17 protein-coding genes are annotated in these 23,673 nt (G+C 62.5%); 12 read left to right on the top strand and 5 right to left on the bottom strand.

All coding sequences use genetic code 11. The features are described from left to right. Positions 1-1,013: 1,013 nt before the first annotated feature. Complete coding sequence (locus LAN64_17585) at positions 1,014-2,960, bottom strand: lasso peptide isopeptide bond-forming cyclase (GenBank protein MBZ5569643.1); 1,947 nt, start codon at positions 2,958-2,960, stop codon at positions 1,014-1,016. Positions 2,961-2,966: 6 nt separating this feature from the next. Then, positions 2,967-3,980 (bottom strand): hypothetical protein, encoded by a 1,014-nt coding sequence (locus LAN64_17580; GenBank protein MBZ5569642.1) that lies wholly within the window; start codon positions 3,978-3,980, stop codon positions 2,967-2,969. 190 nt (positions 3,981-4,170) lie between these two features. On the opposite strand from LAN64_17580, the gene LAN64_17575 reads away from it, so the two are divergent. Beyond that, the gene (locus tag LAN64_17575; protein ID MBZ5569641.1) at positions 4,171-5,367 is read left to right on the top strand and encodes a nucleotidyltransferase family protein; all 1,197 of its coding nucleotides are present in this window, start codon (positions 4,171-4,173) and stop codon (positions 5,365-5,367) included. Here LAN64_17575 and LAN64_17570 read toward each other — a convergent pair. Genes LAN64_17570 through LAN64_17560 form a run of 3 tightly spaced genes read right to left on the bottom strand, consistent with a single transcriptional unit; the run spans position 5,364 to position 10,350 of the window. Continuing rightward, positions 5,364-6,791 (bottom strand): O-antigen ligase family protein, encoded by a 1,428-nt coding sequence (locus tag LAN64_17570; protein ID MBZ5569640.1) that lies wholly within the window; start codon positions 6,789-6,791, stop codon positions 5,364-5,366. The genes LAN64_17575 and LAN64_17570 overlap by 4 nt on opposite strands. Further along, entirely contained in the window at positions 6,740-8,020 is a 1,281-nt protein-coding gene (locus LAN64_17565; GenBank protein ID MBZ5569639.1) for a tetratricopeptide repeat protein, read from the bottom strand. The genes LAN64_17570 and LAN64_17565 overlap by 52 nt, the downstream gene beginning before the upstream one ends. Before the next feature lie 50 nt (positions 8,021-8,070). Beyond that, positions 8,071-10,350 carry a polysaccharide biosynthesis tyrosine autokinase gene (locus tag LAN64_17560; GenBank protein MBZ5569638.1) on the bottom strand — a complete coding sequence of 760 codons (2,280 nt, stop codon included), beginning with the start codon at positions 10,348-10,350 and terminating at the stop codon, positions 8,071-8,073. 269 nt (positions 10,351-10,619) lie between these two features. On the opposite strand from LAN64_17560, the gene asnB reads away from it, so the two are divergent. From asnB to gvpN, 11 genes are all read left to right on the top strand, one after another. Then, positions 10,620-13,814, top strand: coding sequence for an asparagine synthase (glutamine-hydrolyzing) (gene asnB, locus LAN64_17555; protein ID MBZ5569637.1), 3,195 nt, complete (start codon positions 10,620-10,622; stop codon positions 13,812-13,814). Continuing rightward, complete coding sequence (locus LAN64_17550) at positions 13,811-14,674, top strand: ABC transporter permease (protein ID MBZ5569636.1); 864 nt, start codon at positions 13,811-13,813, stop codon at positions 14,672-14,674. Before asnB ends, LAN64_17550 begins: the two co-directional genes overlap by 4 nt. A 641-nt stretch (positions 14,675-15,315) precedes the next feature. Further along, complete coding sequence (locus LAN64_17545; GenBank protein MBZ5569635.1) at positions 15,316-15,936, top strand: hypothetical protein; 621 nt, start codon at positions 15,316-15,318, stop codon at positions 15,934-15,936. A gap of 23 nt (positions 15,937-15,959) precedes the next feature. Beyond that, on the top strand, positions 15,960-17,399 hold the full coding sequence (locus LAN64_17540; GenBank protein ID MBZ5569634.1) for a sigma-54 dependent transcriptional regulator: 1,440 nt from the start codon (positions 15,960-15,962) through the stop codon (positions 17,397-17,399). Next, the gene (locus tag LAN64_17535; GenBank protein ID MBZ5569633.1) at positions 17,400-17,912 is read left to right on the top strand and encodes an Hsp20/alpha crystallin family protein; all 513 of its coding nucleotides are present in this window, start codon (positions 17,400-17,402) and stop codon (positions 17,910-17,912) included. It abuts the gene before it with no gap. 27 nt (positions 17,913-17,939) lie between these two features. Further along, a complete protein-coding gene (locus LAN64_17530; protein ID MBZ5569632.1) occupies positions 17,940-19,919 on the top strand; it encodes a CDC48 family AAA ATPase in 1,980 nt (659 codons plus the stop codon). A 60-nt stretch (positions 19,920-19,979) separates the two neighbouring features. After that, complete coding sequence (locus LAN64_17525; protein MBZ5569631.1) at positions 19,980-20,798, top strand: GvpL/GvpF family gas vesicle protein; 819 nt, start codon at positions 19,980-19,982, stop codon at positions 20,796-20,798. Then, positions 20,795-21,526 carry a GvpL/GvpF family gas vesicle protein gene (locus LAN64_17520; GenBank protein ID MBZ5569630.1) on the top strand — a complete coding sequence of 244 codons (732 nt, stop codon included), beginning with the start codon at positions 20,795-20,797 and terminating at the stop codon, positions 21,524-21,526. The genes LAN64_17525 and LAN64_17520 overlap by 4 nt, the downstream gene beginning before the upstream one ends. Positions 21,527-21,911: 385 nt before the next feature. After that, the gene (gvpA, locus tag LAN64_17515) at positions 21,912-22,130 is read left to right on the top strand and encodes a gas vesicle structural protein GvpA (GenBank protein MBZ5569629.1); all 219 of its coding nucleotides are present in this window, start codon (positions 21,912-21,914) and stop codon (positions 22,128-22,130) included. A gap of 111 nt (positions 22,131-22,241) precedes the next feature. Then, positions 22,242-22,535: a hypothetical protein gene (locus LAN64_17510; GenBank protein ID MBZ5569628.1), complete on the top strand. Its 294-nt coding sequence runs from the start codon at positions 22,242-22,244 to the stop codon at positions 22,533-22,535. Positions 22,536-22,756: 221 nt separating this feature from the next. Next, positions 22,757-23,671, top strand: a complete 915-nt coding sequence (gene gvpN, locus LAN64_17505; protein ID MBZ5569627.1) for a gas vesicle protein GvpN — start codon at positions 22,757-22,759, stop codon at positions 23,669-23,671. Positions 23,672-23,673 lie beyond the last annotated feature (2 nt).

Raw genomic sequence — 23,673 nt, 5'->3', positions numbered from 1 at the left:
GCGTACGCCACCAAAATCCTCCGCCGCAGATCGTCGGAAAAGGCTCGTGCCATCAGCTGTATTCGCAGAGACCGCCAGCACCAGCAGCTTACGTCCAAACACTCATTCGCGGGTATATCTACTCGGGAACCGCTCTAGAAGTCTACCGCAGCGGCGGGCGGCGAGGGCAAAAGGCCCGGAATCGGCCGGTCAACGCGCACGCGCAATCCGTATGCGCAATAATCACAGAAAGATTCCACTCTCGAAGTCCGGGCCCGGCTCAGTTTCGTTCCTCCGGCAAGCAGAGGTCATGGGGTGGGAAAACTGGAAGGAGCACAGGCGATGTTAGTGGCCCTTTGCCAGGCGACGCCCTTGAGCACCAACCTACAGTGAATCGCAAGGAAGCGGAGAAGCAGTACTCTACCGGTTACCGTCAAGCGGCTGACCTGAACTGCCCATCCCCAGCCCCGGGGGTTCTGCCGGCGCCGCGCTTGGTGTTCTTTACGACGTCGCCGTAGAATCTTAGCTCCGGTGGTTGGTAAGGCCGTCTGCCTTTCGCCGTGGGCTGATGTTCTCCGTTCGCAGCACTCATGCCCTGCGCTCCTCCTGCATAAGTCTAACATCGACCAATGTACGGAGGGAGTATCCCCAAGCGCTGGCTCCCGGCGACTGCTTCGATCCGCGTCACTGAATTCTCATTCACGCGCGGAGCGCGGTCTCTTTGCTTGGCAGGCGGAATTCATACGGAAGCAAGAATCAGCAGAACGCACCGGCGGCGTTCAGCAAGAGAGATCCTCGACGAGCAACTCCGCATACAAGTCTCTCACGGCTGGATCCAGACCCGGATTTCCATGAATGACGTTAAGCGGCCGACCTACTTGGTCCGTCCGTAGACCCGCCTGCCTTGGAGTGCGTGTTCCTGACGACGTCGCCGTAAGGCCTAAGCTCGGGTGCCACGTAAGGCTTCTTCTGGTCTGCGTTGGGCGGCTGATCTGGCCTCGAGTTACTCACTTGTTGATCTAGGCTCGAGTCACTCACTGTTGGTGCTCCTCCTCCGCTGTTGGCGCGAGCTTATCATCAATCGAGTTGGCCGAAGAACAGCCAAGATGAAGGCCGGTGTAGCGCAGCCATAAGCCCAGGTTAGCGGTCTTCCAGAGAAGGTTGAACTTAGTGGTCGACCCCGACAAGCACTCGGCGTACAGAGTCCGCAGCCCCTCCACATCAACGTATTCCTCCAGGATAGAAGGGGAGCCGTAGATGACGTCTTCGAGAAGGTCCTGTCCGCAAGACAGGACGGCGTGGGCAAGGAAGCGGGAGGGATTGGCTTTCGTGCCCCGCCAGCGAATCTTGTCCGGCACGATGCCCGCCGCAGCGCGCCGCATGACCACGCGGTTCCAACCCTTCTGGAATTTTTGCGTCGCCGGCACCGCCAGGCAGTACTCCAGCAGTCTCTTGTCCCAAAACGGGTACCGGCACTCCAAACCTAGCCTGGCGGCATGCTTTCCGACGATCTCGAAGGACAGCGCCACCGCATTTGCCGTAAGGTTCTGCCATTGACTCATCACTGGCCGGTTCAGCGGCACCTGCTTCAGTCTTGGCGGCCAGAGTTCGAGGTTGATACCTGCTCGCTGCGCAAATGCCCGATCAATCAGCGTATGCGGCGTCGCATCCCAGGTCCTTTTTAGCCGCCTCCAGGCGGTGATGAGCGGATGCGGAAGAGCGAGATGAACGTAACCCTTGAACATAAGCCACCGGGGGAACCGGCTAACGGTGGCGAACTGCATCATTTTCCGCCAGGCTGAGATCCAGTGTCCTGTCCGGAGATGCTCCAAAATCAGGTCATCGCCGTAGCCGACGGCGTTGTCCCCATCGTCCCCGTCCAGCAGCACGCGCACGCCGCAGTCGCGAGCCACCTGTTCAAGGGGAGGGTAAACCAGCAGAGCCTGCGTCCAAAGCGGCTCCTCGACGTCGCGAAGCAGCCTATCCAAGTCCTCGAACAGGTTGAGCGAATCGACAGCCACGGAGTGAGGCACGACACCGCCACCCGCCAGTACCTCCTGTATGTACTCCCGCTCGTCGGCTTCGGGGAAGTTCTCGTAGATGCGGGAAAATGTGTGCAGCGCGGGACCGCCCGCCTGCTGTAGCATCTGCCGCGCAAAACAGACGATGGAGGAAGAATCCAGCCCGCCGCTGAGATAGGAGCCCACCGGAAACGCGCTGCGCAGGCGGCACTGCACCGCCTCGGTGAAAATTTCGCGCAGGCGCTCCGCGTATGCTTCCTCGCTCGACAGTGTTATCGCGCGGCCCGGATCCAACTCCCAATACTGCCGCGACGTCACGCCGGTTGCGGCAACGGTGAGAGTATGTGCTGGGGGGGACCGCAGCACGTCCTTATAGAAAGTGATGCGGTTGTTAAAATCCTGCAGCAAGTACGTGGCGACCATCGCATCATTCAGTTCGCGCGGGACACCGGGCACCTGGAACAGCGCACCAATCTCGGAAGCGAAGGCGAAGAACCGGCCGGGCCGATGGTAGTAATAAAAGGGGTTGACGCCGACGCAGTCGCGCACGCAGTACAGTTGCTGCCTGCGCTCGTCCCAGATGACAAACGCAAAGTCTCCCAGCAGTTTTTCCGCGCACGGTTCTCCCCAGCGTTCATAGGCGCGCAGGATGAGCTCAACGTCGGTGAGCGACTCGCGCGCCTTGCCGCCGGTGCCAAGTTCCGCAATCAGTTCATCGCGGTTATCAACCCGCGCATCGGCGGTGATGACCAGGGTTCCGTCGGCATTTGCCAGCGGCTGCTTCTCGTGCAGCGATTCCGGCGTGACCCACAGCAGGCGATGCCCAAGGCCCACCGGTCCTTTAAGCCACGTGCCCCGGCCGTCGGGCCCTCGCGGCGCGAGGCTCTCCTCCATGGCCGCAAGTACCTTGCGCTCCACCGGCTTGCCATCGAAATAGACGATCCCGAAAATTGCACTCATGGAACCCTACGAATCTCCGAATACCAAACGGCGCAAGCGCCTTCTGATGGGGTGGGGAAGCATTTGTCGTAGAAAGCCGAGCGGCGGCGGCTTGCGCGGAAGCAGTTTGAACCGCCGGCGCACCTCTTCCAGCATGGCCGAGCTGACCTGGTCGCTGCCGAACCGCCGCTCATAGTCGCACGCCACATCGGCGGCGAACCCGAATTGCTGGTCGGTCAGGGCAAAACTCCACAGCTTTACATAGTCGTGGCGGTCGGCATCGGTCTCGGCGAGAAACGCAATCGTCCTGAGGAAGCGGGCGAACAGCCAACCCGGGGAGACCCGGTGCCAGCGCTCCAGGAACCCTTCATCGATCGCCGCGCCTGACTGGCGGAGGCGCTCCAGCGTGGCTGCGCGCATCCTGACGAACCCGTGCGAGCTGAGCCGCGATAGCCAAAAACCGCGCGCCAAGATGCCGTCGAATGCCGTGAGCCTCGATCCCGGCTCGGGCCACAGATCCACGATATCGAAGCCTGTGTCCAGCGCCAGCACGTGTGCCTGCAAATGCTCGCTGCTGCTGGTAAACAGGCGCAGATCAACACCGCCTACGTACACATGGAACCAATCGACTCGATCCACTCCACAGCGCTGCAAGGCGGAATCGACGCTGGTTGGGGAACAACTCAATTGCCCCGTTTTTCGCGCGGCACCATCCAGATACTCGGCGCAACCGCTGGATGGCTCCAAAACACAGCAATATAAGGGATCCCGTGTAGTGTGAAACGTCACCGAAGTACCGGGAACAAGCATGGTCTGCGGTACCACGATCCCATTCACCAGATGGACGCCCGCAAAATGCGAGCACGCAGCGCGCATCTGCTCGGCTTCGTATCCCACGCCGATGTACGTGGACTGCGACGCGAGGTTGTCCCAGATCGCCGCCGGTCGTCCTCTGGGACCTAATTCCAGCAGCACGGGATGGGCGCCGGCCATGGCCAGCGCGTGTTCTGCCGCGATATTGCTGCTGGACGCAGATTTCAATGGATCCTCGTCACGCAATCCGGAGAGACAGCCGCCGCCCGCCAGTCGAACTGCGCTAAGATGCCAACAAGCATATGGGGAAAGAATTTCGGAGTCGCTGTTCTCAGTTTATTTTACACGCGCATCGAGCCGCCCAGTCCGCATGAACCTGCCCCCGGCACAATCCTTTTGTCCGACCACGACGGTTGGTTTGCCGCCCGCGAATGCGGCGGAGAATGCCCGCCGCGCGGTGGATTTGCTTGGCCTGATGTGCGGCGAATATGTTTCCGGCCGCAACCGCGGAGCTGCCGGAGAACTGGCGGCCTATCCCGACCTGGCCTTCCTCGCTTCCGTCGCCGACCGGCACGGAGTCCTTCCGCTGCTGGCGCGTGCCCAGCAAGACGCCCGCATAGGCTCTCCCGCCGTCGATGCCATTCGGCAGCGCGCGCGCCAGGTCGCCCTGGACAATCTGCGCCTCTCGGCGGAGCTTCTCGACATCATGCGCGTCCTCGAGGCTGGCGGGATTGACGCCCTCGCCTACAAAGGTCCCGCCATGGCGCAGCTACTGTACGGCAATGTGACGCTTCGCCAGTCGTGCGACCTCGACATCCTGGTCGCGCCGGCCGATGTGTCGCGCGCGCTGGAAGCCTTGCACAACGCCGGCTACAGCGACCGGCTCCCGCTTCGTCCGTCACTCTTCGCGGCTTTTCTACGTACACAATCTGAATGGCAGCTCGTGGGAAGGGAATCGGGCACTGTGGTCGAGCTCCACTGGGCGCCCTTCCGCAAGTACTTTTCTCTCGATTTTCCCGTCGTGGACTTGAAACGCGCGAGCGTGAGCGTAACCGTCGCCGGGCGGCAGGTCGCCGTGCCCGCCCCTGACGATCTGTTCCTGCTGTTGTGTGCTCACGGCACGAAGCATTTCTGGTACCGCCTCCTTTGGCTGGTGGATGTCGCGCTATTGCTGCGCGAGCGCGCCGCCGCCGCGCAGCACTTACTCGACGTTTCTCAACGGGAAGGCGTGCGCCGCATCGTGCTGGTTTCCGTCGCGCTCGCCGCCCGCATATTGCAGCTGGAGTTGCCACCCGCCATAGCAGACGCCGTACGGCGGGACCCTGCCGTGCCGCCTCTGCTTGAGGCCATGGCACAGTCGCTGTATACCGGCGACGCGCCGGCTGACAAGCTGGCTGAGAACCTGTTGCTGCTCCGCTGTCGCGAGCGCTGGTCCGACGTCCTCCTGATCGCGCTCCGGCTGGCCTTCAATCCCGGCCCGCCGGACTGGCTCAGCGTCTCGCTGCCAGGGTCGCTTGCGTGGCTGTATCCGCTGGTGCGAGTCGCGCGCGCCATGCGCTACCTGCCGCGTTTGGCGCGCCGGTTGCTCCCCATTCCCAAACAAAGCCGAAACTAGTTCAACGTGATGTCATGAACCAGCACGGGGCCCTGTTCGCGGCGGACGACGTTGCGCGACGCCCCCTCTACCTCCTCAGCGCTCGCCAGCGCAGCCAAGACATAGAACAGCGCGGCATTGGCGGCTACGTGCAGGTTAAAATCCACCAGCCCATGCACCAGCACACCGGCACATGCCACCAGGGCCGACAGTTTTGCCGAGGAGACAAATCCCGCCGGCCTGGTGCGGCGCAGCGCCGAGCGGAACATGCCGATCAGGAACCATAGCATGATCGCGAACCCGATCACACCCGTCTCCGCCAGCAATTGCAGGAAATCGTTGTGCGCGGCGTTGACGAAACGATCGGTATAAAACGTCTGAAATTGCGGGAACGCGGCGGGGAAGCAGTTCAGCCCCCAACCGAGGATGGGACGCGCCTTGGCCATCGCGAACGTATCTTTGTCCAGCGCCAAACGGAAGCGCGCGTCCAGCGTGTTGCTCATGGTGGCTCCGCCCTCGGTATAGGCGCTCTCGATGCGCTGCGAAACCCGGGAGCCGCCCAACCATGTAAGAAACGCCACGCCGATGACGGCCAGGATGGCGAGATCGCGAAGCCGCTCGCTGGAGCGTCCACGGAGCAACATCAAGGTCGCACCAAATACGACCTGCACGGCGAACGAAATCATGCCTCCGCGCGAACCCGACAGGAAGATGGTGCTTCCCATCATCAGGATGGCGAATCCAAGCAGCGCTTTCTGCGGCGGCGTGGCGCGCTGCCGCATCATCAGCGCCAGCGGCAGCGGCGTCAGCAACTCCATCAGGCCCGCCCAGTGGCTGTGGTTCGCGTAAGGACCGTACGCCCACGCCTTGACCGTCGGCGTCCGGACCCAATAGAGCTTGCCGTTTGACGTGAGGTCCTGCAGGATGGCAAACACCGCCAGCAGAAACCCAAACACGCTCATGCCGAACAGAAACCTCTGGATCTGCTGCCGGCTATGAAAGCTCTGGATGGCGACAAACATCAGCAGCCCGTACGCCAGGTAGCGGAAGCTCTCCTGCACGGTCGCGTAGCGGTAAACCGAGATCCCGAACACCAGTTGCACGGCAACCAGCAGAGCGAAGGCGAGGGTAGGGAAGTACAGCGGGCTGGGCCGCAGTTCCAGTTTGCCCCCCACCACCTGGCGGGCCGCCCACAGCAGGAACAACGCGGCCGCGCCGCACTCCAGGATGAACTCCGACCACGGCTCTGTCGTGCCAAACGCCAGCGCGGCGAACCCCAGCACCAATCCCAGGCCGAACAACAGCAGGTTGTCCCACAACTCGACACGATCGCTTGCATCCGGCCAAGTCAGGCCCGAGGGTGCGTGACGGACAACGACGGAAACCGGAGTTTTCACCGGCATGCCTCCGGCGCGGCGCGCGTCAGCCGTAGATCGTCGGTCCATGCCCGGCCGCGGATCGCAGTATCGGGCTTGTTACGCACGATCTTCAATTCTAGGAAGTGGGTGCCGGGTTCGGTGCGGAAGGTTTGCCGCCGCTCTTCCCAGCCGTGGGTACCGGTCATGTCTTCGGTGAGCACGTAAGCGTGCGCCGTCTTCACATCCTGCAGCGAGAACCGCGGGCCGCCGACGCTGTCCAATTCGCTGGTGCGCAGGAACGCGGAGAACTCGTAACACTCGTCCCCGTCCACCGGCACGGTTTGCCGCAGCCCGAGGTCACTCACCGGCTGCCCGTTGAAGGTGATCAGCAAGGCATGCGTTCCCCCGTGAATGGTGGAGTTGTCCACCTCCAGAGTGACGTTCTCGCTGACCGTGTAGTGCCAGTCGAAACCGACATTCAGGATGTTGTGTTCGAAGCGGCCGTTCACGATCAGATTGTCGGCGGAGTAAGCGTACGGCTGAAGTTCAGGGTCCAGCTTGGCCAGGTCGTTCCAGGCCGAACGCGCCCGGGCGGAGTTGTTGCGCTCCACCAGGCTCGCCAGGTAATTGGCGGCGAAGCGGATTGGGATGTGCTTGCCCAGCCCGACGGCGCGTGACCACACCATATCGGCGGCCTGGTACTGGCGCGCGTCGGTCAGCAGCTCTGCAAACTGGAGACAGTAATAGGGATTCCGCGGCAGCACCTGGTCAACCACGCGTACGAAATCGTTGTTCGTGGCCCGCAAGCTGAGCAAGACGGCACGCGCCAGATTCTTGCCCGTGGTGTCGCCTTCCAGGGCGTTGTGAAACAGCGACAGGGCGCGGTCGGTGTCCCCGGCCACGAGATAAAAGTTTCCCGCCTCCCACGCGATGTCGGGGTCGTGCGCATCGTAGCGGACGGCTTGATGAATCGCGTTGCGCTGCGCCGCCGCATCGCCGGTGTATTGGTATGCCAGGCCCAAGTCGAGCCAGTATCGTGCGTGGTGAGGATCGAGGGAAAGGGCCCGCTGCAACAGAGGAATGGACCCCGGAACATCCTGCATGAACACCGAGCGCACTCGCCCAAGCCGGTACCACGCCTGCGCATTGCCCGGTTCCAGGCGCACGGCACGCTCGAGCACTTCCGGGTCGGTGCTGTCGGCGGCGCGCGAGACGAGGTAACTCCGTCCGGCGCGATACACGTACCCGGCGATCAGGCCGAGGCAAAGGGCGCCGAACAGGAGCTTTCGTCGCGCAGAATGCAGCTCGATGCGCATGCACAATTCGCGGCTGCGCGTTCCGAGCAGCGCAGGGCCCGCGGGTAACGTCAGCTATGCCGCGATTCGCTGTAGTAGCGGTTCTTCTGCCCGTAACCGTACGAATAGTAATAGTAGTATGACCCGGGCGAGGTCAGGTCCACCCCGTTCAGCAACGTGCCGGTGACACGCGCATTCACCTGCAACAGCAGGTCGCGCGCCTGCCGCAGCGCATTCTTGGTGGTCACGTCGGAGCGCACCACCAACACCACGGAATCGGCGTAGACGGACAGCACCACCGCGTCGGTCACCGACAGCACCGGCGGCGTGTCAATGATGACGTGGTCGTACTCCTCTTTCCATTTCGCTAGGCAATCCTGGAAAAACTTGGTCGAGAGCAGCTCCGCTGGCTGCGGCGGCGGCGGGCCCGCCGGCACCGCCCACAGATTCGGGATTTGCTGCGACTTCAGGATGATGTTCTCCAAGCCCTGGCCGGTCGCCAGCAGCGTGCTCAGCCCGGAGCGGTTGGGCATGCCCAGCGCCCGGTGAATGCTGGGACGGCGGAGATCGCAATCCACCAGCAGGACGCGCGCGCCCATCTGCGTCAGCACTACCGCGCTGTTGAGCGCCGTGGAGGTCTTGCCCTCCTGCGGCAGCGGGCTGGTGATAACGATGGTCTTGGGCGGCGTGCCCGAGCCGGAGAGCAACAGCGAAGTGCGCAGAGCGCGGTAGGCCTCTGCCGACTGCGAGCGCGGCCGGAAGTGCGCGATCATGTGCGACTCGTTGTCGGCCTCAGCCGTCGCTCCGCTGGAGCGCGCCAGCAGTTTGCGTACCGGTGCGCGGGCGCTGAGCGGAATCACGCCCAGCGAGGGCAGGGCGGCCGCCGACTCCGCCTCTTCCGGCGAACTGACGGTCGTATCCAGGGACTCGATCAGGAATGCCAGGCCGATGCCACTCCCCAGTCCCAGCAGCAGGCCCAGCATGATGTTCAGCCGCTTGTTCGGCCGCGACGGGCTTGCGGGCACCGCGGCGGCGTCCACAATGCGCACGTTGCTGGAATTCAATCCCGCCGATACCTGCGCTTCCTTCAGCTTCTGCAGTAAGCCGTCGTAGAGCTGGCGGCTGGTGTCGGCGTCGCGCTTGAGCATGGTGTACTCAATCGCGTCCTCGTTGAGCTTGTTGGCTTCAGACTTTTGATTCTCGAACTCCCGCCGCAGCATGCTCTCGCGCTGCAAGGCCACTTCGTAATCGCTTTTCAGCCGCGCCGCGTTGCGCTTCAACTCGGTCTGGATGGAGCTTTCGACCGCCGCCAACTGGTTGCGGGCCTCCACCATCTTTGGGTGCGACGGCCCGTACAGCACCTGCAACTGCGCGATGTGCGTCCTCAGCGTTGCCTGCTGCTGCTTCAACCCAATCAGCAGGCTGTTGGAATCGGCGCTCTTGGCCAGGTTGTGGATCTGCTCCGGGTCGTCGGCCTGAGTCATGCGGTAGGTGGCTTCCCTCTGGATCCGTTCCGCTTCGGCAGTCGTCAGTTCCTTGTTCAACTGGTCGAGCTTGCTCAGCGTGATGTTCTGTTTTTCGTCAACCCCGACGATCTGCTTCTGCTTCTGGTAATCCACCAGCTTCTGTTGCGTCGTTTCCGACTTCACCCGCAAGTCGGTGAGCTGCTTCGAGAGCCACTCCGAGGCTTGCATCGTGGACTCGAAGTGACTGCGGATGTTGTGTTCGATGTAGGCGTCGATCATCGTGTTGACGACTTCCGCCGCCACCTGCGGATTGGCGCTGGCATAACGGATCTCCACCAGCCGCGTGCGCGGCACCGTGGTTACGCTCAATCCCCCCTTGATCCGGCCTGCCGAGCGCGCCGCCTGCGTCACATCGAGTTTCACGTATTCACCGGCGCCGAGTCCCGGGGTGCCTTTGAGGCCCAGATAAGCTGCCGCTGTCGGAGAGAGCCGCCGGGCGACGTCCGCCGCCAGCGCGTCACTTTGTAAAATCTTGACCTGCGTCTCGATTTCGACCGTGTCGTCGTCCCCGCCGCCACCGTAAGTGCCAGACTCCTTAAAGGGAAGAATGTTCTGGGCAGGCTTGTTGACCTCAATTCGTCCCGAGGCCTCGTAGATCGGCGTCATCCTCAGGGTGGCGATGGTCGCCAGCGTTCCCATGATGACCAGGGAAGCCAGGATCAACCAGCGGTGCTTGTACAGCGTCCGCAGGTATTCCCAAACGGAAATACCTTCCTGCTGGAACGGGTAATAACCGGATGTTAAGGGAATGCTTGGGAATTCAACCGATTGCGGCTCGTAGGGAGCGGGTACGCTGCTCCCTGAGGTCAACTGCCTCGGATCCATCCACCGCTCCTGACGGCCCAGGTAGCAATTAAATTAATGTAGGCCGCTTTGTTATGAACGACGATAGTAGCAGCTTTCCTGGTCAGGTGACACGAAATGTCACCTCTTCGGCAACAAACATAGGTACTATCTGTCCCAGGTACTTTCTGTATGTGATGCGCGAGTGGCGTAGCGGGTGGCCTCAATCATAGATTCAGAAGCTGCCGGTCTGCAGCGAGCCATCGGGTGCAATCCTTGTCCCGGCGCAAGGTGTGCTTAACTAAATAACTATGTGTGGCATCGCGGGAATCCTCAAACTGTCCGGGCCGGTGACATCGCAGGAAGTAACCGCGGTACTCCGGATGCTTGACGCCGAGATTCACCGCGGCCCCAACGATTGGGGCATTCTGTTTCCCGACTCGGTCGCCAACGATGCCCAGGTGCTGCGCGAGATCGAAGCCCGCGGCCGCGGCCACGATTTTTCCTATCGCGCCAGCGGATCGGGAGTATCGGCGGTGCTGGGCACGCGCCGTCTCTCCATCCTCGACCTGTCGGAAAAGGCGCGCATGCCGATGGGCAGCCACGACGGCCGCACCTGGATCACCTACAACGGCGAGATTTACAATTTTCGCGAATTGCGCGCCGAACTGATCGGGCGCGGCTACTCCTTCCGCTCCGAATCCGACACCGAAGTGCTGCTCCACGGTTACGAAGAGTGGGGCGAGGATTTGATCCCTCGCCTGCACGGCATGTTTGCTTTCGCCGTGCTGCGGACCGGCGCCCGGCCCGCGCTGCTGCTCGCCAAGGACCGCTTCGGTATCAAGCCGCTTTACTACTTTGCTGACGATGAGCGCCTGCTGTTCGCCTCCGAGGTCCGCTCGCTGCTGGCCAGCGGTCTTGTTCCGCAGCGGCATGATCTCGAGGCCATGGTGCGTTTCCTGCAATTGGGATCCGTACCGCTGCCGCTGACCACGGTGCGTGGCGTATGCGCCTTGCCTGCCGCGCACCTGCTCGCCACCGAGGACGGCAAGATTCGTGTGCGCCAGTACTGGGACCTGGGCCAGTGTTTCCGTAATCGCAAAGAAGCGGACAAAGGGGAGGACCGTGTCCTGCGCTTACTGACCGACTCCGTCCGTGCCCACTCGGTCAGCGACGTTCCCCTGGGAATCTTTCTCAGCGGCGGCATTGACTCCTCAGCCCTGGTGGCCTTGGCCAGCCTGGCCGGACAGCGTCCGGTCAAGACCGTTACTCTCACCTTCGAGGAGCCTGAGTACGACGAGTCCCTCTATGCGCGCGCCGTGGCCCGCAAGTACGGCACGCAACATGGCGAAGTCCGCCTCACGCAGGGCGATTTCTTCCAGGAATTACCCCGCATCTTCGGCGCCATGGACCAGCCCACGGTGGACGGCGTAAATGCCTACTTCGTCTCCAAGGCGGCAAAGGCGCTGGGGCTGACCGTGGTTTTCGCCGGCACCGGCGCCGACGAAATCTTTCTCGGATATCAACATCTGCGGCAAGCCGCCTCCGTCGGGCGCATCTCCCAGGTGATGGCGCGCATCCCCAAACCCCTGCGCTCGCGCATCGTCCGCACCGCCTACAACGTCGGCATTCCCTACGGGCGCCGCGAACGGCTCACCTACTTAAACCGACCCACCTGGGAGAACATGTACCTCCTAATCCGCGGGCTCTTCGCCCCGCAGCAAATCCAACAATTTCTCGGCATCACCGAGCGCGAGGTGCGCGATCTCGGCCTCTGCATCCCCGCATCCCACCAGACGCCCGACACCAGCTTTGCCGATTTCATGGTCAGCCTCGAGTTCCACCACTATCTGCAGAACCAGTTGCTCAAAGACACGGATTTCATGAGTATGAGCCACTCCATCGAGGCGCGTGTTCCTTACCTCGATAATTGTGTCGTCGAGTACGTGCTTGGCGTCCCTGCTCGGCGTCGGCTGCAAGGGCACACGCCGAAGCCCCTGTTGGTAAAAGCCTTGGGCGACCGTTTGCCGCAGAGTGTGTGGGACCGTCCCAAGCAGGGCTTCAGTTTCCCGTTCGGCGAATGGTTGCGCTCCGATCGCGGCTCCCTCGAAGCCGATGTGCAGGCGCGTCGGTTGTTTGAATCGCACGCCGTGCAAGAACTGTGGGCGCAGTTTCGCCAGGGCCGAGTGCACTGGTCGCGGCCATGGGCGCTGTCGGTGTTGACGCGTGCTATGGAAGCCGAGCAACCGGTCGCGGCCGCCCGCGCTGCTGCGGTGCCTGCGGTTTCTTTACGTGCTCCGGCGGAAGTGGCCCCGGCATCCCTGCCCGCACCTGCGCCGGCGCGCAGCACCGGGCCCGGCGGGATGAGGCGCGGCGCGCTCCGCGCCGGACAGCAACACGTGCTGGTGCTGCTCACCGATCTGCTCGACGCCTTCGGCGGCATCCAGACCTTCAACCGCTCCCTGGTCAAGGCGCTCGACGGCATCGCCGTTGCGCGCCGCTGGCCTGTCGAGTTGCTGGTGCTCAACGACCGCCGTCGTGCCCATTGCGAGTCTCCCTACTTCGATCCCGAGGCGGTCGCCTACCGGTCGTTCCAGCGCAACTCGACTCAATTCGTGAGCGCTGCCGTGCGCGCCGCCTCCCGCGCCACCACCGCTATCATTGGCCACGTCAACTTCTGCCCGGTGTTGCCGCTCATGAAGGTCTCTGCCACGGCGGTGGATTTCATCCTCGTCGTGCACGGCATTGAGGTGTGGAAGCCGCTCTCCCTCTTGCAGCGCTGGGGCGTGCGGCAGTTGAATGAAGTGTTGACCGTCAGCGACTTTACCCGCGACGAGATGCGCCTGCATAATCAGGTCAACGGGCTGTCCTTCACCACCTTTCCTGACACGCTCGATCCTTTTTATGGCGGAGCCGATGCTGGCGACGCACGCGCCCGGCTCGGCCTGCCTGCCGGTCGCATGCTGCTGAGCGTCTCGCGCCTCCACGAGACCGAGTTTTATAAGAGGATTGACCTCATCCTGGAGTCCATGCCGGCGGTGCTTAAGCAGGCGCCCGATGTTTTCCTCGTGGTAGTGGGCGAGGGCAGAGACCGCGCCCGCCTGCAACGGCTTGCAGCCCAACTCCGCCTCGATGATAGAGTGAGGTTCACCGGCCGCGTTTCGGAGGAGGACTTGCCGCTCTATTACCAGGCATGCGACGTTTTCGTCCTCCCCAGCCTGAAAGAGGGGTTCGGCATCGTTTTCCTGGAGGCCATGCAGTACGCAAAGCCGTGCATCGGCGCGCGCGCCGCCGCCGTTCCAGAGGTCATCGTGGACGGCGAGAGCGGCCTGCTCACTGCCCCTGGCGACGCCCGCAGCTTGGAGCTCGCCATCACCGCCCTGCTCAGCGACGAAGCCCTCCGCCAAGCCATGGGTCGCGCCGGACTGCGTCGACTCGAAACCAACTTTTCTTTTTCCGCATTCCGCCATCGGCTCGAGGAGGTCCTGTGTCGGCCCCCGGCCTGAGCGCAGCGAAATTCAGCCAAGCGCCGAATCGCGGCGCCGCTGCCCCCACAGTCACCCTGATCGCCCCATCCCGGGGCCTCTCGGCGGTCAACCTGCGCGAGCTTTGGGAAAACCGCGAGCTGCTCTATTTCCTCGCTTGGCGCGACATCAAGGTGCGCTACAAGCAGACTGCGCTCGGCGCCACTTGGGCCCTTCTGCAACCGCTGTTTCTCATGGTCATCTTCACCTTTCTGTTCGGACGCGTCGCTAAAGTCCCGGTGCCGGTGCCTTATCCAATCTTCGCCTTCTGCGGCCTCCTGCCCTGGCAACTGTTCGCCTTTGGACTCGGACAATCCAGCAACAGCCTGGTGCAAAGCCAGAACCTCATCAGCAAGGTTTATTTCCCGCGCCTGGTGATTCCCATCGCCTCCGTTATTGCCGGCCTGCTCGACTTCGCCATCGCCTTCGTCCTGCTGCTCGGCATGATGGTGTACTATCGCGTCCCGCCCGGCTACGGCGTGTTCCTTCTCCCGCTGTTTGTGCTGCTCGCCGTGCTCACCGCATTGACCGCCGGCATTTGGCTCTCCGCCGTTAACGTTCGCTATCGTGACGTCCAGTACACGCTCGGATTTCTCGTTCAATTCTGGATGTTGGCCACACCCGTGGGCTATCCCAGCTCCGTGGTTCCGGCGCGCTGGCGCTGGGTCTTGGGGCTCAATCCCATGGCCGGCGTGGTCGAGGGTTTTCGATGGGCGCTACTTGGCCGCGGCGACAAACCCGGCATCATGCTCGGCATCTCCGTCGGCGTCGTGCTGCTTTTGCTGATCGCTGGCCTGCACTACTTCCGTCGTGTGGAACGCACTTTCGCCGACATTGTTTGACCGCTCCGCTGATAAACACCGCCGCTGCACACGTTTACAGAAATCAGCGGTGGACGTTGGACCAGCATCGCGGAGTCTCAACCTCATCGGGCACTGATTCCCTCCCGAGCTTCGTCAATTTCCCAAATCTGCGCCGTTAGACTAGTCCCCCAGGTGCGAAGCGGTCTTTGGGCAAATGCCAGTTCAGAGTCGCAAAGCTTTGCAGTTGTTCGTGGAATCATTTCAAACCGCCAGCGTAAGTCGATATTAGCTAATGGACTTACCTCGCTCCAAATTGGAATGCCAATTGCTTTGCTAGGAGGTCGTAAGGTCCGGCGCTGGACAATCAAGTTCAATCGCGACCGCAAGGGGGATGCGGCTGCGACGGAAGGAAAGGCGGCAAACCTGCCGCCTTCCTTTTTTTGATCCTGGGCTGGGGAGCGAGATCACAGCGCGGCCAACACTACGCGCTCGGCGTGGCGATTTCCGAAATGGTCGCCGGATGCCAAGCGATGACAACGGCTGGTCCTAATTTGAAACTCGACCCAGTTTGGCACTGAGGGCTTAACAAAACACTCCCTGCCGCCGTTGCTCCCCTCTCTTCTGCGGTACGCTCCAGAGATACACATACCTTGCGCGAAACATGGAGAAAAAAAGCCAATTTGCCTCCCGACCCCCCCACCCCAGCGGGCCAGCGCACTCTGATCCTGATTCCCATCATTCACACCCAAGCCGACTTGGGAGCGCTCAGCGAGCCAATCCAGCGCCTGAAAGTGGCGAAGCTGGGCAAAAAGAACTGGGCGCGCAACCTCAAGCTGGTCAACGAGCTGTGGTCCCATATCGAACAGACCCTGGAGAGCCTGGCACTTTCCTACGAGCGGGTTCGTGTCTACCAGGACGGGTTGCCGGTGTGCGGCCACGAGTTGGAAATCGTCAGCGAGCTGGCCAAGGCGGGGAGCCGCAACCATCAACTGCTGTTGAAGCTGAAGGAAAAGGGCGCCACCATCATGGGCACGGAATCACCCGAGTTGCTGGTCGAGGAGTATCAGCTCCTGCAGCAAGCCTTCTCCGTACCGCGGTCGAAAGTCCCGGCGCAGGTCCCGCCTCGGGGAAGGAGTGTGCAAGATTCCTTGCTCCAGCGGCGCGACCAGTACCTCGGAGCCAGGATCAACGCCACGCTGCGGAAGGGTGAAACCGGCCTGCTTTTGCTGGGGATGCTGCACTCGGTGGAGTCCTGCCTGGCCAAGGACATCCGAGTAGTTCGCACCATTTGCCATCTTTAGAAGTTGGGAGACAGAACGCCATCATGCCTGCGGGAAGCAAGATTTTGATTGTGGACGAGCAAGCGGAGGCGTGCAGCCTGCTTTCCGAGTACATGCGGCGCGAAGGCCTAACCGCGGTCATCGCCCACACCGGGGAAGCTGGGCTGGAGAAAATCCGCTCCGAGGTTCCCGACACGCTGATCCTGGCTTCCAGATTGCCGGACATGGACGGGATGCAGGCCCTGAAGGCAGCCAAGGCGCTGGATGAGGATCTGCCGGTGATTCTGATGACTCACACACCGGAGATTCGGGCAGCGGTGGCCGCCATGCGGGCCGGCGCCCACGACTACCTGGAGAAGCCGCTTAAGCACCACGAGGTGCTGCGGGTTGTGTTCCGCGCCTTGAATGAGCGCTCCCTCAAGCGCAAGCTGCGCTGCCTGTCCTCACAGGTGGAAGACGAGGCCTCGCTGCGGGAGTCGATGGGTCCCAGCAGCGTCATCAGCCGCTTGGCCTCGGAGGTCGCTCGCGTAGCCAAAACCAACTTTAGCGTGCTCATTCTGGGGGAAACCGGAACGGGCAAGGAACTGGTCGCGCGCGCCACTCACGCTCTCAGCTTCCGCTCGCAGAATCCGCTGCTGACCGTGGACTGCGGCGCCGTCCCGGAGACGCTGCTGGACAGCGAGCTTTTCGGACACGAGAAAGGGGCGTACACCGGGGCGGACCACCGCCGGATTGGGAGGTTCGAAATGGCCTCGGGTGGAACCTTCTTCCTGGACGAAGTTTCCAATATGCCCCTGGGATCGCAGGCCAAACTTCTGCGCGTGCTGCAGGAGAGAACCATTTGTCGCATTGGCGGTACGCAGCACATCCCCGTGGATGTGCGAATTCTTGCGGCCAGCAATCAGGATCTGCACCGGGCGGCGGAAAGCAAACAAGGTCTGTTTCGCCGTGATGTGTACTTCCGTCTGAACGAATACACCATCAAACTCCCCCCCCTGCGGGAGCGGCGCGAGGACATCCCGTATCTGGCCCAGCGCTTTCTGAACCTCACCAACGCCGAACTGCATAAGAAGGTGGAGAACTTTACCCAGGGTGCGGCCGATGCCCTGCTGGCTTACCACTGGCCAGGCAACGTCCGCGAGCTGCGCTCCATGATCCGGCGGGCGGTTCTTCTGGCGGATGACACCATCGACGAGCACCATCTGGCCATTCCCACCGCTCCGCCGCAGGTCGCGGCGATTTCGGAGGACGATGCGGGTTATGCGGCGGCCGGGCAGAAGCCTTGGAACGGCTTATCCCTGAAAGACATTGTGCAACCGAGGATCGCTGCCCTGGAGCGGGAGATTCTGCTGCGCGTGATGCGGGAAACCGGCGGCAACAAAGCCAGGGCATCGCGCTTGCTGCACATCGACTACAAGACCATTCACCTCAAACTCAAAGAGTACGGCATTCCCGCTGAGAGAACGAGAAAAGGAGAGTTCTAAGTGGAAAAGAGGAGAGAGAAAGACACACACGGCGGATTGGAAGGCGGCATAGGCGGAATCCTCCGCGGCCTGGGAGACTTGGTGGAGAAACTGGCCGACCTGGAACAGCAGGGCGTGGTATCCAAGACCGGGACCATTCGCGGTTCGGGAGAACAAGTCCGGGGCATCTACGGATTCACCGTGAAAGTAGGCCTGGGAGATCAGGGGCCGCGCATCGAGCCGTTTGGGAATCTTCGCCGAGATGCCAGCTCCGGGCGCACCGAGGTACAGGAGGTGCGCGAGCCGATGGTGGATGTCTTCGACGAAGAGGAGCACCTGCTGGTGCTGGCCGAGTTGCCCGGCATCAGCAAGGAAGATGTCCAGATCGAACTGGAGGACGATGTTCTAACCATCGCCGCCGAGCGCGGCGACAAGAAGTACCGCAAAGAAGTTCTCCTGCCGCGCAGCGTCCCGAAAGAGAAGATGCAGGTCAACTGCAACAACGGGGTGTTGGAAATCCGGTGGGCGAAGTAGTTCCAAAGCCAAGGGAGCAGCATGGAAATGGGCGACAAGCCACTGAAGCTGAAAGTCAGCGAGGCGCTCAGCAAGGACGTGGGTCGGGCCTACGCTCGCATGGGGCCGGAGGACCTGCTCCGGCTGCGGGTGGAGGTCGGAGACATCGTGGAAGTCGCCGGCAAAGCCCGGACCGTCTGCAAGGCCATGCCGGCATACAAGGAGATGCGCGGCCAGTCCCAGGTGCAACTGGATGGGCTGACGCGGGAGAACGCGGCCATCGGGCTGGATGAACATGTCGTGGTACGACCGATTGCCTGCCCGGCGGCGGAGCGGGTGGTCCTGGTCCCGACCAACATCGTCCCGTCGGAGCGGGATATGGACTACATCGGCAGTCGCCTGGACGGGTTGCCGGTGCTGGCGGAAAACCGCATTCGGGCCACGTTGTTCGGATCGCGCTGGGCCGACTTCAAGGTGGAGAGCACGGTACCCAAAGGCCCAGTGCTGATCGGAGCCGACACCCAGTTGCTGATGTCCAAGGCCAAGCCGCAGGGAGCCGCCGAGCGCGCGATTTCTTACGAGGACATTGGCGGACTGAAGCACTACCTGGTCCGCATCCGGGAGATGATCGAGCTTCCCCTGCGCTACCCCGAGGTGTTCGAGCGTCTGGGGATCGATGCCCCCAAAGGGGTGCTGTTGTACGGGCCACCGGGCTGCGGCAAGACGCTGATCGCTCGCGCCATCGCGCACGAGACCCAAGCCAGCTTCTTCTCCGTCAGCGGCCCAGAGGTCATCCACAAGTTTTACGGCGAGAGCGAAGCGCACCTGCGGAAAATCTTCGAGGAGGCCGACCGCAAGGCCCCCAGCATTATCTTCCTGGACGAAATCGACGCCATCGCCCCCCGCCGCGAGCAGGTGGTGGGCGACGTGGAAAAAAGAGTGGTGGCGCAGTTGCTGGCGCTGATGGACGGGCTCGCCTCCCGGCGCAAAGTGATCGTGATCGCCGCTACCAACCTGCCGCAAGTGCTGGACCCGGCGCTGCGGCGGCCCGGGCGGTTCGACCGGGAGATTTCCATTCCCATTCCCGACCGCCAAGGGCGCCAGCAGATTCTCGAGATCCACAGCCGCGGCATGCCGCTGGGGAACAAAGTCGATCTTCCCCACCTGGCGGCGATCACCCACGGTTTCGTGGGTGCTGACTTGGAAGCGCTGTGCCGGGAGTCGGCCATGATTTGCCTGCGCCGCATCCTGCCCGACGTGGACTTCGGCTTGGCCCGAATCCCCTACGATCAACTGGCCAAGCTGGAAGTGGAGATGGACGATTTCTTGGCCGCGCTGCAGACCATCGAGCCCTCCGCCATGCGCGAGGTGTTTGTCGATGTCCCCAACGTGAGCTGGGAAGATGTAGGCGGGCTGGCGGAGATCAAGACGCGCTTGGTGGAGGCGGTGGAGTGGCCGCTGCGCTACCCCGACCTGTTCCATCAGGCCGGCGTCAAGCCGCCCAAGGGGATCCTGTTGTCGGGGCCTCCGGGATGCGGCAAGACCCTTCTGGCCAAAGCCATGGCCAGCGAAACCAAGGTGAATTTCATCTCGGTCAAGGGGCCGGAGCTGCTCTCCAAGTACGTGGGGGAGTCGGAGCGGGCGGTGCGTGACATTTTTCGCAAGGCGCGGCAGGCGGCCCCCTGCATTATCTTCTTCGACGAGATCGACGCGCTGGTGCCCAGCCGCGGTGGCGGCGGCTCCGACGCGCACGTCTCGGAGCGAGTTCTGAGCCAGTTCTTGGCCGAGATGGATGGGGTGGAAGAATTGCGGGGGGTGCTGGTGCTGGGCGCCACTAACCGCGCAGACATGCTGGATCCGGCCATCGTGCGGCCCGGCCGCTTCGATGAAATCGTGGAGATCCCGCTTCCCGACGAAGCCGGGCGCCGGGAGATCTTCCAGGTGCAGTTGCGGAACAAACCCCTGGCCGCTCAGGTGAGCGCGCAGGACCTGGCGTCGCGGAGGCGCTCTGCCGCAGGTGGCCATTGAGTCCGCCGACCTCGAGGCGGCCATGGAGGAGGCCGGCCGCCGGGTCGGGCAACGAACCTGATGCAGGAAAGCGAAGTCGTTCTCTACCTGTTCTGCTTTGCCCGCCCCGAGCAGGCCCGGCAGATGGCCGGCGTCGTCGTCGACGAGCACAACCCGGTGCGTATTTTCCGCCACTCGGCAGAAGTGTGCGCGGTCATAGGCGAAGTGGCGCGGGAAGAGTTCTGCGGCCCGGTGGCGGAGCGCCAGATGCAGCAGTTGTCCTGGGTGGGGCCGCGCGCCCTGCGCCACGAAGCGGTCATTGAAGCAGTGATGGAACACTCTCCAGTATTGCCGGTGCGCTTTGGCACGCTGTTCTCGTCATTGCCGGCCCTCACCGAATTCATGGATGCGCACCAGGAAGCCATTTCCCGGTTTCTCCAGCGGGTGACGGGCCACCGAGAATGGTCGGTGAAATGCCGGCTCGACCGGAAGCGAGCCCAGCAGGCGTTGGCTTCAGAAAGGCAGACTGGGGAAGGGGAACAGTTGTCCGGGCTCTCCGAGGGCGCCCGCTACTTGACCCAGCGGCGCCTCCACCAGTACGCGGAGCGTGAGCTGGGAAGTTGGCTGGAGCAGACCCTGCGGCGGGTTGCGCACAATCTGGCCCAGCACGCCACCGACTTCCGCGAATGCGTTCCGCTTCCCGCGGAGCGCTCCGATGAAGGAGTTGAGGAAGCGTTGCATTGGGTCTTCCTGCTGCCGCAATGCACCCTTTCTCCGTTTCTGAAAGACGTGGACCGAGCCAATCTGGCCCACGCTGGGCAAGGACTGCAGTTTGAAGCCTCTGGCCCTTGGCCTCCCTTCCGTTTCGTTCCTCCGCTGGCTCCGGTGGTCGCGCCGTGAGCTGCCTGCTGTACGCAATCTTCGGCCCTCCACTGCGGCTGGGAGTGGAGCTGCCCACTGGCGTAGCCGGGCTGCCGGTCGAGGTGGTTAGCTACCTGGACCTGGGCGTGGCGGTTTCCGAGCTGCCCGGACTGGAGCCGCCTGCGGATGTGCCTAGCCTGGTCGCGCACGAGCAGGTGGTCGAGTTCTTCTTCCGACTTCGGACGGTGATCCCGCTGCGCTTCGGAGCCATGGCAGGCGAGCGGCGCGAGGTCACGGCGCTCCTAGAAACGCGCCAGGCGGAATACCGAGCCTTGCTACAGGCACTCGACGGCTTCGCCGAGATGGGAATCCAACTTCTGATCGACGGCGCTCCTGACCGCGCCAAGGTGGGCTCGACGGCGGTTTCGCCGCCGCAGCTTCCTTCCGCCCAGCCGCCAGGCGCTTCCTATTTATTGGCCAAGAAGCTCTCCTACCGCAACGCTGACCGCATGGCGGAGTGGGAGAGCGAATTGGTGGAGGCGTTATGCGCTTCCCTTGCCGGGCTGTTCCGCCGCCGCAAAGTGGAACGGTCTTCTGCCAGGAGCGAGGGCCTTCTCTCTCTCTACTTTCTGGTGCCGCAATCGTCCGTGGAAGAGTTTCGCAAGGCGAGCTTGAGTCTGAAAAACCAGTCGTTCAGACTGCTGTTGAGCGGGCCATGGCCGCCGTACAACTTCGTCGATAGCAGTGATGGCGGCGCGATTCTATAGCACCAAAACCATACCTCATTCTGTGGACACCATGCCTCACTAGTGACCCTTGTGCTCCATAGTCCGCGCCCGCGCGCTAGGAACGCTGGTGCAGCATGCCCAGTTAGCAAACCAAAGTCACTCGGTTCGGGCCACGGTTGTTCGCTTGAACCCTTCAAGCCTAAGTCCAGCATTGCAGGGGCGTACGCGGGCCGGCCAGCACACCGTTGCCAGGTGGCTCCCTACTCGCGGACAGCTTTCTGCCGCGGCAAAAGAAAAACCTTCCGTTTCGCACAGTTCGTGGCAGCCGCGTTGCTCTAGCACGGGAGACGGGATCGCAGCGTCGGTTCAATGGTCGACTGCGAAAGAAGGTTAATCGTCGTTCTAATTTGAAAGGAGATACAACATGGCGAAGGTCCAAAAGTCTACCGATTCCTCCAGTTTGGCCGAAGTGGTAGATCGGATTCTTGATAAAGGCATCGTCATCGACGTGTGGGCGAAGGTTTCGCTGGTTGGGATCGAGCTGCTATCGGTCGAAGCCCGGGTAGTGATCGCCTCTGTCGAAACCTACCTGAAGTACGCCGAGGCCATCGGCCTGACGGCAAACGCCGCGGCTCCGGCTTAGTCGTAACCGAGGCCAGCAGCCGCAACCAAGTCGGGAGGGCTGTGTCCCGGCCCTCCCTTTGGTTCAGGCGGCCTTAGTGACGGAACAACACACAGAATAAGGAGGGTGACCGTGCCCAAGATGACCGAAGACATGACTCGCCTATGCGAAGAGATCCAGGCGCTGCGGGCGGACCGCGAACAGTTGAAAAAAGAACTGGCAGCGGCGAGCAAAGCGCGTCAGGTAGAGGTGGTGGAAAGCTGTGCCACTTTTGCGGACGCGTTGGCGCGCAAAGCCCAGCGCGCCCACGATAGCCGGACGACTTTCCTGAACGACCTCAAGCACGGGGTGAGTGAGCAAGCCAGGGAAATGCGGGATGATCTGGCGATGGTGCGGCGCGTTTGGGGCAGACGCGTACAGGCCTAACCGGCGGGCGGGCGCCGTGGCGGTAGCGTCCGGCGCCAGCCCTGACCCCAAAGCTCGAAAGGAGTGGAACCGTGGCGTCACTTTCTGATCCCGCAACCGCAATCACCGCTGCCGGCCCTAGGCCGCCCAGCAACGGCGATGGACATCAGCTGATCCCGCAGGCCGAGCTAAAGATATTGACTGAAGAAAGCCATGTTGTTCCCGAGCCCAGCGATAGCTTCGTGGTGACCCCCTATATCGACGCTCTGACCAGCCGCGCGCTGACTTACATGGATGTGGGATACGCGCTGCACTTTGCGGGTCCGGCGGGCACCGGCAAGACGACGCTGGCGTTGCACGTGGCCAGCCAGCGCGGCCGGCCGGTGATTCTCATCCATGGCGACGACGAGTACGCCAGCTCCGACCTGGTGGGCAAGGACTCGGGCTACCACAAGTCCAAGCTGGTGGACAATTACATTCACTCGGTAGTGAAGACGGAGGAGAGCCTGAGCACGGTCTGGGAAGACCGCCGCCTGACTACCGCCTGCCTCAACGGCTACACCCTGATCTACGACGAATTCAACCGCTCCCGCCCGGAGGCGAACAATGTCCTGCTCGGAGTGTTGGAGGGCAAGATCCTGAGTTTGCCCAATCTGCGCCGCTCCGGGGAGGGCAACCTGCACGTGCACCCTGGCTTTCGGGCCATCCTGACTTCTAATCCGGAAGAGTATGCGGGGGTGCACAAAACTCAGGACGCGCTGCTGGACCGACTGATCACCCTCAACCTGGGACACTTCGACCGCGAGACCGAGATCGAGATCGCCATGGCCAAATCGGGCCTGGGACGGCGGGACGCGGAAATCATCATCGACATCATCCGCGAGCTGCGCGGGATTGGCGTTAACAATCATCGGCCCAGCATCCGGGCCGGCATCGCAATCGCCCGCATTCTGGCTCACGGGAAGGGCTCGGCCAGTCCCGACGACGCCACCTTCAAGACGATTTGCCATGACGTGCTCAACACCGACACCGCGAAAGTCACTCACGAGGGCCAATCGCTCATGGGGGACAAGGTGGAGGAAACGATTCACAACGTGTGCAGCGCAGTCCTGCCGCGGCGCCGCAACGAGCGCGGGCGGAAACGGGAGAAGGAGTAACC

Source organism: Terriglobia bacterium (genome assembly GCA_020073185.1).
Classification (GTDB): domain Bacteria; phylum Acidobacteriota; class Terriglobia; order Terriglobales; family Acidobacteriaceae; genus JAIQGF01.
Note: the sequence above shows the minus strand (reverse complement) of the source record. Positions and strands in the feature narration are given on the sequence as shown.

Excerpts from the sequence above, each read along its gene's own strand:
- LAN64_17585 (MBZ5569643.1), bottom strand. The coding sequence starts at position 2,960 with ATGAGTGCAATTTTCGGGATCGTCTATTTCGATGGCAAGCCGGTGGAG.
- LAN64_17570 (MBZ5569640.1), bottom strand. The coding sequence starts at position 6,791 with ATGGACCGACGATCTACGGCTGACGCGCGCCGCGCCGGAGGCATGCCG.
- LAN64_17565 (MBZ5569639.1), bottom strand. The coding sequence starts at position 8,020 with ATGCGCATCGAGCTGCATTCTGCGCGACGAAAGCTCCTGTTCGGCGCC.
- LAN64_17560 (MBZ5569638.1), bottom strand. The coding sequence starts at position 10,350 with ATGGATCCGAGGCAGTTGACCTCAGGGAGCAGCGTACCCGCTCCCTAC.
- asnB (MBZ5569637.1), top strand. The coding sequence starts at position 10,620 with ATGTGTGGCATCGCGGGAATCCTCAAACTGTCCGGGCCGGTGACATCG.
- LAN64_17540 (MBZ5569634.1), top strand. The coding sequence starts at position 15,960 with ATGCCTGCGGGAAGCAAGATTTTGATTGTGGACGAGCAAGCGGAGGCG.
- LAN64_17530 (MBZ5569632.1), top strand. The coding sequence starts at position 17,940 with ATGGGCGACAAGCCACTGAAGCTGAAAGTCAGCGAGGCGCTCAGCAAG.
- LAN64_17525 (MBZ5569631.1), top strand. The coding sequence starts at position 19,980 with ATGCAGGAAAGCGAAGTCGTTCTCTACCTGTTCTGCTTTGCCCGCCCC.
- gvpA (MBZ5569629.1), top strand. The coding sequence starts at position 21,912 with ATGGCGAAGGTCCAAAAGTCTACCGATTCCTCCAGTTTGGCCGAAGTG.